Consider the following 16131-nt stretch of genomic DNA (forward strand, 5'->3'; position numbering starts at 1 on the left):
GTGGTGGGCTTGCTGGTGGTGGGTGCGGCGAAGGCGGTGGTGACGGGGCCGGCGATGGCGCCGCCGGTGAAGGCGAGGCCGGCGGCGGTCAGGGCGGTCTTACGGATCAGATCGGTACGCATGATGGCGTGCTCCTCTGGCGTCGGTGCCCGCACGGCACTCAACGGGGGGATCAGTGCGTGCGGGGGAAGTTCGAAGGGGTGCTGCCCGGTGACCCGCAACGAGGGGGTCGGCGTCGGGACAGGGTGCAACGGGTGCCGGTGGCGGATCATTCCGCCTACCCGCACGGGTCGGCCTGTTGTGGTGCTCGGCCGTTCGGGGGGTGTAACCGGGGCGGCCCGGCGGGTGTTCCCGGCGGAGCCGGCCCGCCATGACCCGGACTGTTGCGGTGGTCTGCCAGGTATAACGACCCGGCCTGGCCGCCGATTCCGCCGCCGGGGTGGCCCCAACCACCCGACACTCAACAACAAACCCGGCAAATCACCCACCTTGCCGGGCCAGTGACCCCGACACGGAGGTCACGGCGGCGTGATCCACTCGGGTTCCTGAAAGTCGCGGTGTCCGGGCGGCGGGGATGCCCCGACATCATGAAAGCCGAGTGGATCACTTCGGTACGTCCAGCCCGACTGATGCGGTCCACCTCGCCCTCACCGCCGCCCACTACTCCGCTGGGCGAAGGCGGCCGGTCCGACTGGCCGGACATTCAACGCTAACGGCATGCCAAGGCTCACCAGGCACCGAAACGACGTGAACCGTCGCTTATGAATCGAGTACCTGGTCTGCGGCGCGCTGCCACCAGGCAACATCTAGGCTCTGACCGAGAAGGGTGGATCATGGACGCTGCAATGTGCCGGGCTCTGGCTCCTTCCCCGCCCGGGGTCGGCCGATGAGCGCAGTGGCATTCCTGAACATCGCCATGCACGGGCACATCAACCCGACACTGCCCGTCGTGGCCGAGCTTGTTCGTCGTGGTCACTCCGTCACCTACCACACGACGCCGGCCTACGCCGAGCAGATCGCGGCCACCGGGGCAGGGGTGTTCCTCTACCCCGGGGACGACCTACCGCTCTCCGGCCCGCCGACGCCCGTCACGGTGATGGAGCAGCTTGCGCGTACCGCCGTACGCGTGCTGCCCGCCGTCCTCACCGATCTGCGGGGCACCCGACCCGATCTGATCGTGCACGACTCCCTCTGCCCGTGGGGGCCGGTGGCCGCCCGCGAACTCGGCGTGCCGCCGGCATCGTCGTTCACCACGTTCGCCTTCAACCGGCACGTGCCCAGCCCGACCCGCGGCTCCTGGGAGTTGCTCGGCGCCGCGGCGGCCCTTCCCCGTCCGACCGTGGGCTATCTGAGGTCCCGCTGGGAGCTGCGCCGCCGGTACGACACCCGCCGGCTGCCCCTGATCGACCTGGCCAACATCCGTCAGCCGCTCAACCTGGTCTACACCTCGCGGGCGTTCCACCCCGAGGCGGACAGTTTCGACCAGTCCTACCAGTTCGTCGGGCCCAGCATCGGTGCCCGCCCCGCAGACTCGTCGTTCCCGGCCGATCGACTGCGGGACCCGGTGGTGTACGCCTCGATGGGCACGGTGTTCGACGCCCCGCAGCTGCTACGCACCTTCGCCGATGCGCTCGCCCCGCTGGGTGGCACCGTGATCATGTCCACCGGACACACCGATCCCGCCGCGCTTGGCCCGCTACCGGACAACGTGCTCGCCTACCGTTCCGTACCGCAGCTGGAGGTGCTGGCCCGCGCGGCGCTGTTCATCACCCACGGCGGGGTGAACAGCGTCAACGAAGCCCTGTACGCCGGCACCCCGATGCTGGTGGTCCCGCAGGGCGCCGACCAACTGCTGGTGGCTTCCCGCATCGTCGAGCTCGACGCCGGCCTGTCGATCCGTACCGAGGACGTCACGGTGGAGGTCGTGCGGGCCCTCGCTCAGTGCCTGCTCGACGAGCCTCGATTCCGCGCCGCCGCGAGCACCCTGCAGGCCGCCCAGCGTCAGGCGGGCGGCTACGTGCGTGCCGCCGACGTACTCGAGCACTTCGTGCAGCAGACCGGCTCGGTCACTCGGCCGGGTGCCGTCGATCTGCCACCACAGGGCTGACCGATGTCTCCCGTCGTCGCCATCCTGCTGCTGGTCGCCGGGCTGTCCGAGGCCGCCGGGCGTCTCCTGCCGGTGGTGGCACGCCTGTCCGGCGTGTCGCACGTGCGGGTGGTCAGCCTGTTGCTGGCGGGCGCGATCGTCGACGGCGCGGTGTTCGCGCTCTGGCCGCTGTCCGCGTGGGCCGTTGCCGGTCTGGTGCTGCCGACCTCGGCGTCCGACGAGGCCGCGCTGGTCTGGACACCCGGCCTGGCTGCGCCGCTGGTGCTTGCCGGCGTCCTCGCGTTCCCGCTTCTCGGGCCACTGCTGCACCTGTTGCTCATGGTCGGGGTGGGGGCCGGCCTCGCCGGTGCACTCGCCACGGTGGCCGGGGTTGGCTGGTGGGAGGCCGCCGGCTGCGTAACAATCGCGGGAATCGGGCTCGGCGTCTCCGTCGAGGCCGTCCGCCGCCTCGTCGTGAAGCTCAACACCAGACGAGCACCGGAGCCTGTCGCGTGATCGGACTGGCGCTCCTGCTGCTGCTCGGCGGGCTGGGACTGGTGCTGATCGCCGAGGCCCTGCTCGCCCGCTACGAGGTGCTGGTCTACGCCGCAGGATGGCGCACACCCACCATCGCCCGCCCCGAGGGCATGTCCTACGCCCGCGGGGCCGATCCGGACCGCCCTCCGGATGCCTACCTGGTCTATCTGGACGGCATCGGGAAACGCCGTTTCCACGACACCCGCGATGGTGGCCGACTGGTCAAGAGCCTGATCAACCGCGCGCCGGAGCTCAGGGTGCTGGGCCAGGTGCAGCCCTACTCCCCGCTGGCCGTGCCGCTCGCCGACCGGCCGGTCTGGACCTGGGTGCGCCGCCACATCGGGCTGCTGCTGTTCCTGCACAACGTGATGCAGATCTTCGTCGCCGCCGACCGCCGCTACCGCCCCCTGTACAACCGTGCCGTCGGTGCACAGATCGCCACCGAGCTCCAGGTCGCCGGTTACCAGCCGGACAGCGGCATACCCGTGGTTTTGCTCAGCTACAGCGGTGGCGCCCAGGTCGCCAGCGGCGCGGTGAACGAACTGTGGTCCCAATTACGCACCCCGCTCTGGCTGATCACTCTCGGTGGGTTCCACAACGGTGCCAACGACATCACCCACGCCCAGCACCTCTACCGGCTGACCAGCGCCGGCGACTGGATCGAGCGAGTCGGCACCTGGATCTTTCCGCAGCGGTGGCGGCTGTTCCGCTGGAGCGGATGGAACCGGGCCGACCGCGAAGGCAAGATCACCGTGCATCGGCTCGACCCCGCCACGCACATTGGTCCCCGCAGCTACATCGCCCCGGAGGCTCGCCTACCCGACGGGCGCAGCCACCTCGACCGGACCACCGACACCGTGCTCGCGCTGATCCGGGATCGGCTCAGCCTGACGGCGGAGACCGACGGCCCGCTGCCCTGAACGCTCACACGTCGGCATTCAAACCGGCCTGCTGATTCGCCTCCGTCTGGGGGAGCCCGGAGATCTGGAGCAGTTGACTGACGACAACCCGCAGTTGCGCGACGACGACAGCCCCGGAGGACCCGACACCCTCGGCACACGCCTCGTCGATGTCACTGATCACCTGAAGCGCTCGCTCCCGCGCGCGGTCCGGCTCTCGTCCGGCCAGGAAGTCACGATGTAGAAGCCTGAACGCCTGGCCGAAGTGCTCGATCGCCGTGGAGAGACCGGCCGGCAGCGTCTCCCGGGCGTGTAGTGCCGACACCGCCCACTGCACCATCTCGCGGCTGCTGGTGTAGGCGAGTTCCAGGTGTTCGGCCGCCCGCGCGTACCGACGCAGGATGCCCAGCCGTCTCCTCCGCCACGGTGAGAGAATCGCGACTTCGCATGCTGCGGCGACCACATCGCCGGTGTTCCGTCGTTGCGCCTCTGCCGCACGCAGTCGCTGTAATGCATCCTCGGCCTGCCGCGCGTCGCGCTGAGCCAGAGCGTTGGCGATGGCTGTCATTTCCCGGGCGATGGCATCGACTGTCGGGCCAGCGGCGCGGTGCACGATCCGCACCGGATTGAGCGGCAGGATCAGCAAGGCCACCACGATGGCCACCACCACACCGACCAGCGCATTCGCCGTCCGGGGCACGGCCAGGTCCGGTCGGTCCGGAGACACTGTGCCGAGCAGGACCGCGGTGCTTCCCGCCTGCACCATGACGGCGCCGTTGCCGCGAAAGACGGCTGCCGCCGAAATGGCCAGTGCCACGACCACACCGGTCTGTATTGGTCCCGCCCCGATGAACCGTACGATCCCGTTTCCGACCAGCACCCCCAGGAACACCCCGGCGAGAAGTTCCAGAGTGCGACGAGCCCGATTGCCGACGGCCGCCGCGATGGTGCCGACCGCGGCGGCGGGTGCGAACAGCGGCTGCGGATTGTGCAGCACGTCGCTGGCAACAAACCAGGCCAAGCCGGCGGCCAGCCCCGCCTGCACCGCGAGGATGAGGTAGGTGCGAAGCCGTTCATAGGCTTCCCGGCCTTCGCGCAGCGCACTCTCCGCCGGTCGGGCACCCCGACGTCTGCCGCGCACATCTCACCCCCACCACCGATCGGCTCTCCCACGATCGTCGTACGGCGGCGAACGTCGGGTGCGAGAGATCCCCAATCTGATGCAGCAGCGACGGAAGCCTCCGCATCCGCACACGAGGGGTATTCGGCCCGAGGGGTGGGTCAGCCGGCGCCGAGTAGTTCCAGGACGGCGTCGCGGGCGGCCAGGACGGCTGCCTCGGATTGCGGGCCGTGGTTGAGGATTTCGAAGGAGTGCTGGCCGTCCGGCACCTCGATCACCTGCATCGGCCAGCTCTGGGCGGTCGCTGCGGGGAGGAACGCGTCGATGCCGGCCAGGACCGGCGGGATGTCCTGGCCGGCGCGGGTCAGCACCAGTGGCACGCCGGTGCCGGAGCTGAGTGCCTCGACCGGCAGGAACCGGGCGTCGACCTCCCAGCCGGGGAACGGGATGAGCAGCGGGTACGTCAGTGCGATCCCGCGTAGCCATGGCGGCGGGACGCGCAGCCAGTCGGCCGCGAAGAGGCCGCCACCGGAGAAGAACCACAGCACCACCCGCTCGGGGTCGACCCGCGGATCGGCGCGGACCTGCTCAACCATGGCGGCGATGTCGTCGGCGGCGGCGGGCAGCGCCGACAGGTCGGACACCTGGTAGCTGACCAGCGCGGTGACCACGCCGCTCGCGGCGAGCAGCGCTCCGTAGCCGCGGTAGAGCAACCAGTCGCGGGGGTCGGGCGCGTCGGGTGGCAGCGGAGCGCCGTGCACCACCACGACGGCGGGCGCGGGGCCGGCGTCGGTGGGCAGGTGCAGGTCGACGTTGCCGTGTCGTTCGACCGGCGCGGTCGGAATGGACAGGACGAAGGGCCGCTGTGCGACGGGCGTCGTCATGGCCGCATCGTATCGATCATCAACCGGCCTGGCTGCCCCAACAATGATCTACAGAGGACGGTGAGTCAGGCCGGGTCGCCGGGTTTCGCGGCGTCGCCGGCCTGGGCGTGCCGTTCCAGCAGCCGCTGCCGGATCTCCTCGGGGGTGTACGCGCGCCGACGCCGTTCGGCCCGCGCGATGACCACACCGGAGGCCGCGACGCCGGCGAGCCCGGCCAGCCCGAGAACCTTCCACCACCGCATTCGTTGCCGCATCGGCCTAGGCTAGACCCTCATGAGCATCAGCCTGGATGAGGCCGTCGAGTTGACCCGCACCGGTGACGTGTGGGTGTTCCGGGGTCGCAGCGTGCCGGACCGGGCGATCCAGTTCACCACCAACAGCCCGGTGAACCACGTCGGGATGGCGGTGGTGCTGGACGACATGCCGCCGCTGATGTGGCACGCGGAGTTGGGCAGGTCATTGCCGGACCTGTGGTCGGGCAGCCACCAACGCGGCGTCCAGCTGCACGACCTGCGGGACGCGGTCTGCGTCTGGGCCAACCGGTACGGCCAACGGGCCTGGCTGCGGCAGCTCGACCCGCCGGCCGACGCGGAGATGGAGCGGGCGGTGCTGCGGACCATCGCGCGGTTGGACGGCACGCCGTTCCCGTCAACCGCCCAGTTGGCGTGGCGCTGGGTGCGGGGTCGGGTGCCGGCGCTGCCGAGCCCTGGCCGGCTTCCCGCGCTGCCGCACCTCGGTCGGCTGTCGGCGCTGTCACGCCTCGGCCAGCCGGCACCTCGACCAACCTCGACCGACCGCCCCAACCCGGCCGACCGCGCCAACCCCTCCAGTCCGGCCCGGTCGGCAGGGGAGCGGGACCGGGCGCTGGAGACGGCGTACTGCGCCGAGGTGGTGGCGGTGACCTATGAGGCAATGGGGTTGCTGCCGGCGGGCCGGCGTCCGAACTGGTATGACCCGGGGCGGTTCTGGAGTGGGGACGACCTGGGTCTGGCCGCTGACGCCCGGTTGGGTTCCGAGATCGAGGTTCAGGTACCGCCGCGCTGAGGTTTGACCTGGGCGGTGACCGGCAATTGCTGTGACCGTGAACGCCTCCACGGATCTTGACACGTTGGCCGACTTCTTCGACCGGTACGGCGTGGCGTTGACCTCCGGCGACCTGCCGGCCATCGCCGGCTGTTACGCCCTGCCGGGGCTGGTGGTGGCCGACACCTACAGCTTCTCGTTTACGTCCGCTGCGGCGGTGGCGCTGTCCTTCGTGGGCGCCGCACCCGACTACCAGGACCGGGAGTTGGTCGCGGCCCACGCCCGGATCGAGGACGTGCAGCCGGTGTCCGCGCTGTTGACGATGGTGGCGGTGGAGTGGGAGTTCCTGGACAGTCGGGGGCAGGCGGTGCCGGGGGAGCGGTACCGGTACCTGCTGCGTATGTCGGATGACGGACCACTGATCTGCACTGTCGTCCGGACGGGCTGACCGACGGGGGCCGGTCGGCCCGATCCGTACCCGGCCGGTTTCCGGTCCGTGCGGCGCTGGCTACGCTGTCGCGTCGGTGGGGACGAGGGGAGACCTGATGGCAGTGCGGCCGGACGGTGCGGCAGATTCGCGGGCGGCGCGGGTATTGGCGTCGGTGCCATGGATCGTGGTGCTGCTCGGTGTGTGCGCGCTGGTGGTGCTCCTGGTGATCGCGCTGTTGTCGTTCCGGACCAGGGAGCGGGACGCGCCGCCGCAGGCTGCGCCTCCGGCGTTCCTGCCGACCGTGCCGGCCGCCGCGTCGGCCACCGGTGGGCCGACTCCGGCCGCCGTGGAGCGGCGCTCGGTGTCGCCGCGACCGTCACGTAGTAGTCGGACGCCGTCACCGCGGGCCACCGTCACCGGCTCGCCGACTCCGGGGCGGACGAGCGTCCTGATGGCACCGTCGGCGGACGACACGGTCAGCGCCCGGTACGAGGTCGGTACGAACGGCTGGGACGGGGACGCGGCGGTGCTCGCGATCGCCAACGAGTCGAGTCGGTCGGTGGACTGGCAGGTGGAGTTGGTGTTCGACGACGACACCTGGACTCTGCGGGTGAGTGAGGACTCGGGCGTCTCGGTGCGAGGGCGTGGGCACGGGGAGTTCGTGTTGCGCGGGACCAGTTCGCTGGATGCGGGTGACTCTCGGACGCTGCGGCTGCGCGTCGGCTGGGGTGACTCGGCGCAGCGACCGGTCAAGTGCACGATCAACGAGGTCGACTGCCGGATCGGCTGAGCCAGCGCTGCACCGCAAGACCGTCGCACCGCAAGACGCCGCACCGCAAGACGCCGCACCGCAAGACCGCCGCGCCGGCGCACCGCTGCACCGCTGCACCGCTGCACCGCTGCACCGCCAAGGCTTTCCGGGCCGGGCCGCCGATCGCTACGCTGCGCGGACGGTCCGCTGAAGGAGGTACATGTCCGGCATGCGCCGTGTTCCGCGCCCGCCACACGGTCCGGTGGCGATCGCCACGTCGCCCTGGATCGTGGTCGGCGCCGGTGTCGTCGTGATGGTGGTCCTGCTCATCGTGGCCCTGGGCGCGTACCGGGGACGTAGCCCCGCGCCGGACGGCGCGCAACCGCCGGCGCTGCCGGTGCCGTCCGCAGTGGTGGCGCCGAGCGTGCCCACCTCGGTGCCGTCTCCGGCGCCGGTGCTGCCGGGGATATCCGGCCGTGCGAGCGGGCTGCCGCCGAGCGCCGTCGGGTCCGGTTCACCATCGGCCGACCCGACGGTCGGTCCGATCAGGCCGACGGCGACGCGGTCGCCGAGCCGGGCCGCGCCGGTACAGCCGGCGGTGACCGGGCGGTACCGGGTGGTGCAGAGCTTCGACGGGGGTTTCATCGGCGAGGTGGCGATGGTCAACACGTCCGCCCGGAGCCGCGGTTGGACGGTGCGGTTGGAGTTCTCCGGTGGACGGCTGGTGACCGCCTGGGTGGAGGGCGTCCCGCAGGGGACGGTCCGCCAGTCAGATGACGGCTTCACGTACGTCAGCGGGGTCGAGGTGTCGCCCGGCGGTTCGGTGTCGTTGCGGTTCCACATGGAGCGGGCGTCCAGCACGCCGAGGGAGTGCACTGTGGACGGGGTTCGCTGCGACGGGCTCTGAGCGGCGCTTCCGCAAGGATGCTGCTTTGTTGCGACCATGTTTGCAAGGTATTGCAGAATGTTTCGGCAAGGGTTAGCGTGCGGCCAATCAGCGACCAGAGGAAGGCGTCGATGAAACCCCCGCCGATACCGCGCACTGCCCTGCTGGCCCTTGCCTCCCTGCTCACCGTCACGCTCGTCGGCGCTCCGGTCGCCGTGCACCCCGCCGCCGCGGCCCCCCGGCCGTCCGACGGCGCCGCACTCGCGATCGGCGGCGCGACCCAGTGGCGTGACGAACCCTCCGCCGAGGCGCTGCTGAAGGCCGGCGGCAACTCCGCCCGAGCCGAGCAGTTCTACTTCGTCCTACCGGACCGGTTCGCCAACGGAGACCCCCGCAACGACCGCGGCGGCCTCACCGGCGATCGGCTGCGGACCGGCCTCGACCCGACCGACAAGGGCTTCTACCACGGCGGCGACCTCAAGGGCGTCATCGACAAGTTGGACTACATCGAGGGGATGGGCACCACCGCCATCTGGCTTGCCCCGATCTTCAAGAACCGGCCGGTGCAGGGTGCCGGCAACGACATCTCGGCCGGCTACCACGGTTACTGGATCACCGACTTCACCCAGGTGGACCCGCACTTCGGCACCATGGAAGAGATGAAGCGGCTGGTCAAGCTCGCTCACCAGCGCGGCCTCAAGATCTACCTTGACGTGATCGTCAACCACACCGCCGACGTGATCAAGTACGCCGAGGACAAGTACGCGTACGTGGACAAGGCGACCTCGCCGTACACCGACGCGCAGGGCCGGGCGTTCGAGGACCGCAACTACGCCGACGGCTCCCGGGCGTTCCCGCCGGTCGACAAGGAATCCTTCCCGTACACGCCGACGTTCGCCGAGCCGAAGGACGCGAGCGTCAAGGTCCCCGCCTGGCTGAACGACGCCACCATGTACCACAACCGGGGTGACTCCACCTTCGCCGGCGAGAACAGCGAGTACGGCGACTTTTTCGGCCTCGACGACCTGTGGACCGAGCGCCCCGAGGTGGTCCGGGGTCTGACCAAGGCGTACGGGGACTGGATCGGCGCGACCGGCGTCGACGGCTTCCGACTGGACACCGTGAAGCACGTCAACATGGACTTCTGGCCGCAGTTCAGCCAGGGCATCGAGCGGGCCGCCGAGAAGGCCGGCAAGAAGGACTTCTTCATGTTCGGCGAGGTGTACAGCGCCGACCCGGAGATCAGCTCCAGCTACGTCCGCCAGGGTGGCCTGCCGGCCACCCTCGACTTCGCCTTCCAGGAGGCCGCGCGGGGCTTCACCGCCGGCGCCGGCTCCGCGAAGGCGCTCGCCGACGTGTACGCCCGCGACGACCTCTACGCGGCCCGGGACACCGACGCCGGCCGGTTGACCACGTTCCTCGGCAACCACGACATGGGCCGGATCGGATCGTTCATCGCCGGTGGTGGCAGCGACCCGGCCAGCCACCTGCGTCGTGACCAGCTCGCGCACCAGTTGATGTTCCTGACCCGTGGCCAGCCGGTGGTCTACTCCGGCGACGAGCAGGGCTTCACCGGCCCGGGCGGCGACAAGGACGCCCGCCAGGACATGTTCGCGTCGAAGGTTCCCGACTACCTCGACGACGACCTGCTCGGCACCGACCGCACGCACGCCAGCGACCAGTTCGACACAGCCCACCCGTTGTACCGGACCATCGCCGACCTTGGCCGGCTGCGCCAGGCCCACCCGGCGTTGCGCGACGGTGTGCAGGTCACCCGGTACGCGGCCGACGGGCCCGGCGTCTTCGCCGCCTCCCGGATCGCCCCGGCCGACCGTACCGAGTACGTGGTGGCCGTGAACAACGCCGACAGCCCGCAGACTGTCACGGTGGACACCTGGTCGGCCGGCGCCACCTTCACCGGCATCTACGGCGGCTCGGGCGACGAACACGCCAGCGGTGACGGGGAACTGACCCTCACCGTGCCGCCGCTGTCGGCGGCGGTGTACCGGGCCGGCAGCCCCATCGCGCCCGCGGCCGACAAGCCGACCATCACCATCACCAGCCCGGCTCCGGACGCGTCGGTCGCCACCCGGGCGGCGGTCACCGCCCGGGTGACCGGCGATCCGCTGGCCACCGTCACCGTCGCGGCCCGGGTGGCCGGCGGCCGGTGGACGCTGCTGGGCAGCGCCGACCACGCCCCGTACACGGTGCAGCACGACCTGACCGGCCTGGCCGGCGGCACCCCTGTCGAGTACAAGGCGGTGGTCCGCGACGGCCGTGGCCGTACCGCCACCGCCCGGTCCACCGCCGTGGTGGGGACCCCGGCGCAGGGCAGCTCCCGGGAGTGGGCGGTGGTGCACTACCAGCGTCCCGCCGGGGGGTACGACGACTGGGGGCTGTACGCCTGGGGAGACATCGACCCGGCGTACGTCACCGAGTGGCCGAAGGGGCAGCCGTTCGCCGGGGAGGACTCCTACGGCCGGTTCGCCTGGGTGAAACTCAAGCCGGGCGCGACGTCGGTGAACTTCCTGGTTGTCGACAAGGCTGGTACGAAGGACGTCGCCCAGGACCGCAGCATCGACGTCACCCAGACCGGCGAGATCTGGCTCAAGCAGGGCGACCCGGCGATCTACCCGAGCCGGCAGGCGGCCGCCGGTGAACCGGACCCGCCGGTCGAGGAGGGCACCGCCGTGCTCCACTATCGGCGGGCCGACGGCAACTACGACGGCTGGGGCCTGCACCTGTGGGACGGCGCGGCCAACCCGACCGACTGGTCCGCGCCGCTGAAGCCCACAAGGACTGACGCGTTCGGGGCGGTGTTCCGGGTGCCGCTGGCGGCCGGTGCCACCGGCCTGAACTACATCATCCACCAGGGCGACACCAAGGACCTGCCCGACGACCAGCGGCTCGACTTCGCCAGCGCCGGCCGGGAGGTGTGGTTGCTCGCCGCCACGCCGGGCCGCCTGCTGCCGTCGACGGCCACCACGGCCAGCGGAGACACCGACATCAGCAAGCAGAAGGCGCACTGGATCGACAGGTCCACGGTGGCGTGGCAGACCCCGCCGACCGACGGCAAGACGTACGCGCTGGTCGCCGCGCCCACCGGCGGGGTCAGCGTGGTCGACGGCGAGCTGACCGGCAGGTACACCACGTTGCCGCTGCGGGCGCAGCGCAACGGGCTCACCGAGGCCCAACGCGACAGGTTCCCGCACCTGTGGTCGTACCGTAGCTTCGCCCTGGACCGGGCGGACCTGGCCAAGGTCCCGGCGGCGCTGCGGGGGCAGTTGCTGGTCACCGAGCGCGACGCCGAGGGCGCGCTGCTCGCCGCGACCGGCGTGCAGATCCCCGGCGTGCTCGACGACGTGTACTCCCGGGCGGCCGACGCCACCCTCGGGCCCACCTTCGTCGGCCGGACGCCGAACCTCGCGCTGTGGGCGCCGACCGCCCACAGCGTGCGCCTGCACCTGTTCGACTCGCCCACCGCCGCGCCGAAGACGGTGCCGATGCGCCGCGACGACCGCACCGGCGTCTGGTCGGTGCGCGGCGACCACGGCTGGACCGGCAAGTTCTACCGCTACGAGGTGCGGGCGTGGCAGCCGGCGGCACAGCGGATGGTCACCGCGTCGGTGACCGACCCGTACTCGGTGGCCCTCGCCGCGGACTCCACGCACAGCCAGCTCGTCGACCTGAACGACAGGGCGCTGGCCCCGACCGGCTGGCGCACGCTGCGCAAACCGGCACCGGTGCCGGCCGCGAAGGTGCAGATCACCGAGCTGTCCGTGCGGGACTTCTCCATCGCCGACGACACAGTGCCGGCCGAGCGGCGGGGGACCTTCCTCGCGTTCACCGACCCGGGAACCGCCGGCATGACCCACCTGCGGGCGCTCGGCGACGCCGGGGTCACCCACCTGCACCTGCTACCGGCGTTCGACTTCGCGACGATCCCGGAGAAGCGGGCCGACCAGCGCAAGCCGGCCTGCGACCTGGCGGCGCTGCCGCCGGACTCGGCCGAGCAGCAGAAGTGCGTGGCGGCGGTCGCCGAAACCGACGGCTACAACTGGGGGTACGACCCGCTGCACTACACAGTGCCCGAGGGCGGCTACGCCGTCGACCCGGTCGGCGCGGCGCGGACCACCGAGTTCCGGCGGATGGTCGCCGGGGTGAACGACGCCGGGCTGCGCGTGGTCATGGACGTGGTCTACAACCACACGTCGGCGGCCGGCACCGACGCGAAGTCGGTGCTCGACCAGATCGTGCCCGGCTACTACCACCGGCTGCTGGAGGACGGCACGGTGGCCAACTCCACCTGCTGCGCCAACACCGCTCCCGAGCACGCCATGATGGGCAAGCTGGTGGTCGACTCGCTGGTCACCTGGGCCCGGCAGTACAAGGTGGACGGCTTCCGCTTCGACCTGATGGGTCACCACCCGAAGGCGAACATCCTGGCCGTCCGGGCGGCCCTGGACCGGCTCACCGTCGCCCGCGACGGCGTGGACGGCAAGGCGATCATGCTCTACGGCGAGGGCTGGAACTTCGGCGAAGTCGCCAACGACGCCCGTTTCGTCCAGGCCACCCAGGCCAACATGGCCGGCACCGGCATCGGCACCTTCAACGACCGGCTGCGCGACGCGGTGCGCGGCGGCGGACCGTTCGACGAGAACCCGAGGGTGCAGGGTTTCGCCTCCGGGCTCTACACCGACCCGAACGGCGACGCGGTCAACGGCTCACCGGCCGAGCAGAAGGCCCGGCTGCTGCACGCCCACGACCTGATCAAGGTGGGGCTCACCGGCAACCTGCGCGGCTACCGGTTCACCGACACCGCCGGGCGGCAGGTCACCGGGGCTCAGGTGGACTACAACGGCTCCCCGGCCGGCTACACCGCCGCACCGGGGGAGGCCGTCACCTACGCCGACGCGCACGACAACGAGATCCTGTACGACGCGTTGGCGTACAAACTGCCGCAGGCCACCACGGCGGCGGACCGCTCCCGGATGCAGGTGCTGGCGCTGGGCACTGTGGTGCTGGGACAGGGCACCGGGTTCGTCACCGCCGGCACCGAACGGCTGCGGTCGAAGTCATTGGACCGCAACTCGTACAACTCCGGTGACTGGTTCAACCAGATCCGCTGGGACTGTGAACGGGGCAACGGGTTCGGTGCCGGTCTGCCGCCCGCGCCCGACAACGAGGACAAGTGGTCGTACGCGAAGCCGCTGCTGGCCGACCCGGCGCTGGTGCCGGACTGCGCGGCGATCAACACGACCGACGCCCGGTACGCCGAGTTGCTGCGCATCCGGGCGTCGTCGCCGGTGTTCGGGCTGGCCACCGCCGAGCAGGTGCAGCGGCGGGTGGCGTTCCCGCTGTCCGGCGCGCAGGAGACACCGGGGGTGCTGACCATGACCCTCGACGCCAGTGGGCTGGGCGGGCCGTGGAAGTCGCTGACCGTCGTCTTCAACAGCACCCCGTCGGCGGCCAACGAGACGGTGACCGAACTGCGCGGAGCGGACGTGGCACTGCACCCGGTGCTTGTCGACTCGGCCGACCCGGTGCTGCGTACCGCATCGTTCGACCGGGCGGCCGGCACGTTCACCGTACCGGCGCGCAGCGTGGCGGTCTTCGTCCAGAAGTGACGTGAACCGGCCCCCTTCCGCGTCTCGCGGAAGGGGGCCGGTCCGTTGTGCTGGCGCTATGCCGTCGTCACCCGAGGGTGAGCGATCAGGCGAAGCAGTTGTCGATCGTGCCGCCCGGGATGGCCAGGCAGTTGGTCGGACGGTTCGCGGTGATGGCGGACTTGTCGTCCACGTTCACGTCTCCGAAGAAGCTGAAGACACCGCCCGGCTCGAAGGTGGAGAAGTTGTGGGCGACCTTCGTCTTCGACAGGTTGACCTCGCCGAAGATGTTGAAGATGCCGCCGCCGACCCCGATCGGGCCGATGGCCCGGTTGCCGACGACCTCGCTGTCGCGCAGCGTGGTGACGCTGAGGACGTTGAAGAGCCCGCCGCCGAAGAAGCCGGCGGTGTTGTCCTTGATGCTGCTCTTCTCGAACGTGACCGCGCTGTCGAAGGCGATGGCCACACCGCCACCGACACCGGCGGTGCTGTTCCTCTCGACCGTTGCGTTGTGCAGGTTGAGCTGGCTGTCCGCGGCAGCGAGACCGCCGCCGGCGAGAACCGCGGTGTTCGAGACGAACTTGGTCTCGTACGCCGTGGTGTTGCCCTCGATGTCGAGGTAGCCACCGCCGAAGCCGAGCGTCTCGTTGTCGGTGATCTCGGCCTTCTTGAGCTCGACAGTACCGCCGTCGACGTCGTCGGCGAAGATCCGCGCAGCGCCGTTGGAGATACCGCCACCACCGATGATGGCGGTGTTGTCCTTGATCTTCGACTCCTCGACCTTGAGCAGGCCGGCGTTGAACACACCGCCACCGAAGAAGAAGGCGGTGTTACGGGTGACGGTGCTGTGCCAGATCTTCGTGGTGCCGAAGTTGGCCACACCACCACCGTTGCCGCCCGACTGGTTCAGGACGACCTCGGACTCCAGGATCTCGGCGGTGCCACCCGGCTGCACCAGGATGCCGGCGCCGTCGGTGGCGTCCGGGTACTCCACGAGCGGCGTGACGACACCCGCCTTCGCGGTCGGCGCGGCCTTGGGCGTCACCTTCGGCGTCGCCGTCAGGCCGGCCTTCGGGTTGGCCTGACGGGCGGTGAGCGCCTGGTTCAGCGGGACGCCCGCCTTCACCTGCGCCGCGATCGCCTCGGAGTCCGAGTACGACGCCCAGACGGCCGCCGGCTCGACGCTGTTGTACAGCTCCAGGGTCTGGCCACCCTTGATGGTCAGGCCCTTGATCGTGAGGTGACCACCGGCGCCGACGTTGAGGATGCGGAAGTAGTCCGCTGTGGCTTCCCGAGAGATCGTGGTGTGCTCGCCCTTGAGCGTGATCCGCTCGGTGATCACCGGCAGGCCGTTGCCCTCGTAGTCGTTGCGGGACAGGTTGTAGGTGCAGCCCTTGGCCAGCTCCAGCACACCGCCGTGCCTGTTGTTGGCGAACACGATCGCCTGAATCAGCTTGTCGGTGTCGCAGGGCACCTCCTTCCCGCGCTCGTGGTCCTTGTCCCGGTCCTTGTCCTTGTCCTTGTCCCGGTCCTTGTTCCGGTCCTCGTCCTTGTCCCAGTCGCGCGCCTCGTCACCCCGCTGGTCGCCGTCCTTGCTGACCTGCGCGGTGTTCCAGTTCAAGCCGACCGCTCCGGCGCTGCCCGCGACGCCAACCGCCGCGAGACTGATCACGCCCGTCAAACCGGCCACGCCACTGGCGAGCCAGAGCTTGCGGCGGCTCTTGGCCGTCGCCCGCCCGGAGGCTTCGTTGTTCGTTAGGTAGTTGGACATCGGAGCTCTCTGCCCTCTCCTCGTACCAGACAGGGTCGCCGCCGTCAGACGGGCGTCCCCTGCTACAAATCGGTTGTAGCTCCCAAAACCACCGTATGAGAAGGTTCCTCGCCTCGCGGGCTTATCCGAGAGAAGCCC

12 protein-coding genes are annotated in these 16131 nt (G+C 70.4%); 8 read left to right on the forward strand and 4 right to left on the reverse strand.

Translation table 11 applies throughout. The features are described from left to right. Window positions 1-886: 886 nt before the first annotated feature. The 3 genes from GUI43_RS21530 to GUI43_RS21540 are packed head-to-tail and all read left to right on the forward strand — an operon-like array spanning window position 887 to window position 3543. A complete protein-coding gene (locus tag GUI43_RS21530) occupies window positions 887-2107 on the forward strand; it encodes a macrolide family glycosyltransferase (protein WP_112699644.1) in 1221 nt (406 codons plus the stop codon). Between the two features lie 3 nt (window positions 2108-2110). Continuing rightward, entirely contained in the window at window positions 2111-2602 is a 492-nt protein-coding gene (locus GUI43_RS21535) for a hypothetical protein (RefSeq protein WP_112699645.1), read from the forward strand. Next, the gene (locus GUI43_RS21540; RefSeq protein WP_112582941.1) at window positions 2599-3543 is read left to right on the forward strand and encodes a hypothetical protein; all 945 of its coding nucleotides are present in this window, start codon (window positions 2599-2601) and stop codon (window positions 3541-3543) included. Before GUI43_RS21535 ends, GUI43_RS21540 begins: the two co-directional genes overlap by 4 nt. Before the next feature lie 4 nt (window positions 3544-3547). Here GUI43_RS21540 and GUI43_RS21545 read toward each other — a convergent pair whose 3' ends face one another. The 3 genes from GUI43_RS21545 to GUI43_RS21555 form a co-directional block, all read right to left on the reverse strand. Further along, a complete protein-coding gene (locus GUI43_RS21545) occupies window positions 3548-4663 on the reverse strand; it encodes an FUSC family protein (protein ID WP_112582942.1) in 1116 nt (371 codons plus the stop codon). A gap of 140 nt (window positions 4664-4803) precedes the next feature. Beyond that, window positions 4804-5526 carry an alpha/beta hydrolase gene (locus GUI43_RS21550; RefSeq protein ID WP_112699646.1) on the reverse strand — a complete coding sequence of 241 codons (723 nt, stop codon included), beginning with the start codon at window positions 5524-5526 and terminating at the stop codon, window positions 4804-4806. A 65-nt stretch (window positions 5527-5591) separates the two neighbouring features. Continuing rightward, window positions 5592-5780 (reverse strand): hypothetical protein, encoded by a 189-nt coding sequence (locus GUI43_RS21555; RefSeq protein ID WP_112582944.1) that lies wholly within the window; start codon window positions 5778-5780, stop codon window positions 5592-5594. 19 nt (window positions 5781-5799) lie between these two features. On the opposite strand from GUI43_RS21555, the gene GUI43_RS21560 reads away from it, so the two are divergent. The 5 genes from GUI43_RS21560 to pulA all read left to right on the forward strand — a co-directional run bounded on the left by GUI43_RS21560 (window position 5800) and on the right by pulA (window position 14243). After that, window positions 5800-6570 carry a hypothetical protein gene (locus tag GUI43_RS21560; RefSeq protein ID WP_112582945.1) on the forward strand — a complete coding sequence of 257 codons (771 nt, stop codon included), beginning with the start codon at window positions 5800-5802 and terminating at the stop codon, window positions 6568-6570. 37 nt (window positions 6571-6607) lie between these two features. Next, window positions 6608-6997, forward strand: a complete 390-nt coding sequence (locus tag GUI43_RS21565) for a DUF6841 family protein (protein WP_112583299.1) — start codon at window positions 6608-6610, stop codon at window positions 6995-6997. Between the two features lie 97 nt (window positions 6998-7094). Then, entirely contained in the window at window positions 7095-7769 is a 675-nt protein-coding gene (locus GUI43_RS21570) for a hypothetical protein (RefSeq protein WP_146754636.1), read from the forward strand. Window positions 7770-7950: 181 nt separating this feature from the next. Then, window positions 7951-8637 carry a cellulose binding domain-containing protein gene (locus GUI43_RS21575; RefSeq protein ID WP_249037812.1) on the forward strand — a complete coding sequence of 229 codons (687 nt, stop codon included), beginning with the start codon at window positions 7951-7953 and terminating at the stop codon, window positions 8635-8637. 110 nt (window positions 8638-8747) lie between these two features. Next, complete coding sequence (gene pulA / locus GUI43_RS21580; RefSeq protein WP_112699648.1) at window positions 8748-14243, forward strand: pullulanase-type alpha-1,6-glucosidase; 5496 nt, start codon at window positions 8748-8750, stop codon at window positions 14241-14243. Window positions 14244-14328: 85 nt separating this feature from the next. On the opposite strand, the gene GUI43_RS21585 is transcribed toward pulA, so the two are convergent. Continuing rightward, window positions 14329-15993: a hypothetical protein gene (locus GUI43_RS21585; RefSeq protein WP_112699649.1), complete on the reverse strand. Its 1665-nt coding sequence runs from the start codon at window positions 15991-15993 to the stop codon at window positions 14329-14331. Window positions 15994-16131: the final 138 nt, after the last annotated feature.

It is taken from the genome of Micromonospora noduli (genome assembly GCF_003264365.1).
Lineage (GTDB): Bacteria > Actinomycetota > Actinomycetes > Mycobacteriales > Micromonosporaceae > Micromonospora > Micromonospora noduli.

What these genes read in the sequence shown, in the direction of transcription:
- GUI43_RS21560 (WP_112582945.1), top strand. Translation starts at nt 5,800, where the DNA reads ATGAGCATCAGCCTGGATGAGGCCGTCGAGTTGACCCGCACCGGTGAC.
- pulA (WP_112699648.1), top strand. Translation starts at nt 8,748, where the DNA reads ATGAAACCCCCGCCGATACCGCGCACTGCCCTGCTGGCCCTTGCCTCC.
- GUI43_RS21555 (WP_112582944.1), bottom strand. Translation starts at nt 5,780, where the DNA reads ATGCGGCAACGAATGCGGTGGTGGAAGGTTCTCGGGCTGGCCGGGCTC.
- GUI43_RS21535 (WP_112699645.1), top strand. Translation starts at nt 2,111, where the DNA reads ATGTCTCCCGTCGTCGCCATCCTGCTGCTGGTCGCCGGGCTGTCCGAG.
- GUI43_RS21575 (WP_249037812.1), top strand. Translation starts at nt 7,951, where the DNA reads ATGTCCGGCATGCGCCGTGTTCCGCGCCCGCCACACGGTCCGGTGGCG.
- GUI43_RS21530 (WP_112699644.1), top strand. Translation starts at nt 887, where the DNA reads ATGAGCGCAGTGGCATTCCTGAACATCGCCATGCACGGGCACATCAAC.
- GUI43_RS21585 (WP_112699649.1), bottom strand. Translation starts at nt 15,993, where the DNA reads ATGTCCAACTACCTAACGAACAACGAAGCCTCCGGGCGGGCGACGGCC.
- GUI43_RS21550 (WP_112699646.1), bottom strand. Translation starts at nt 5,526, where the DNA reads ATGACGACGCCCGTCGCACAGCGGCCCTTCGTCCTGTCCATTCCGACC.
- GUI43_RS21570 (WP_146754636.1), top strand. Translation starts at nt 7,095, where the DNA reads ATGGCAGTGCGGCCGGACGGTGCGGCAGATTCGCGGGCGGCGCGGGTA.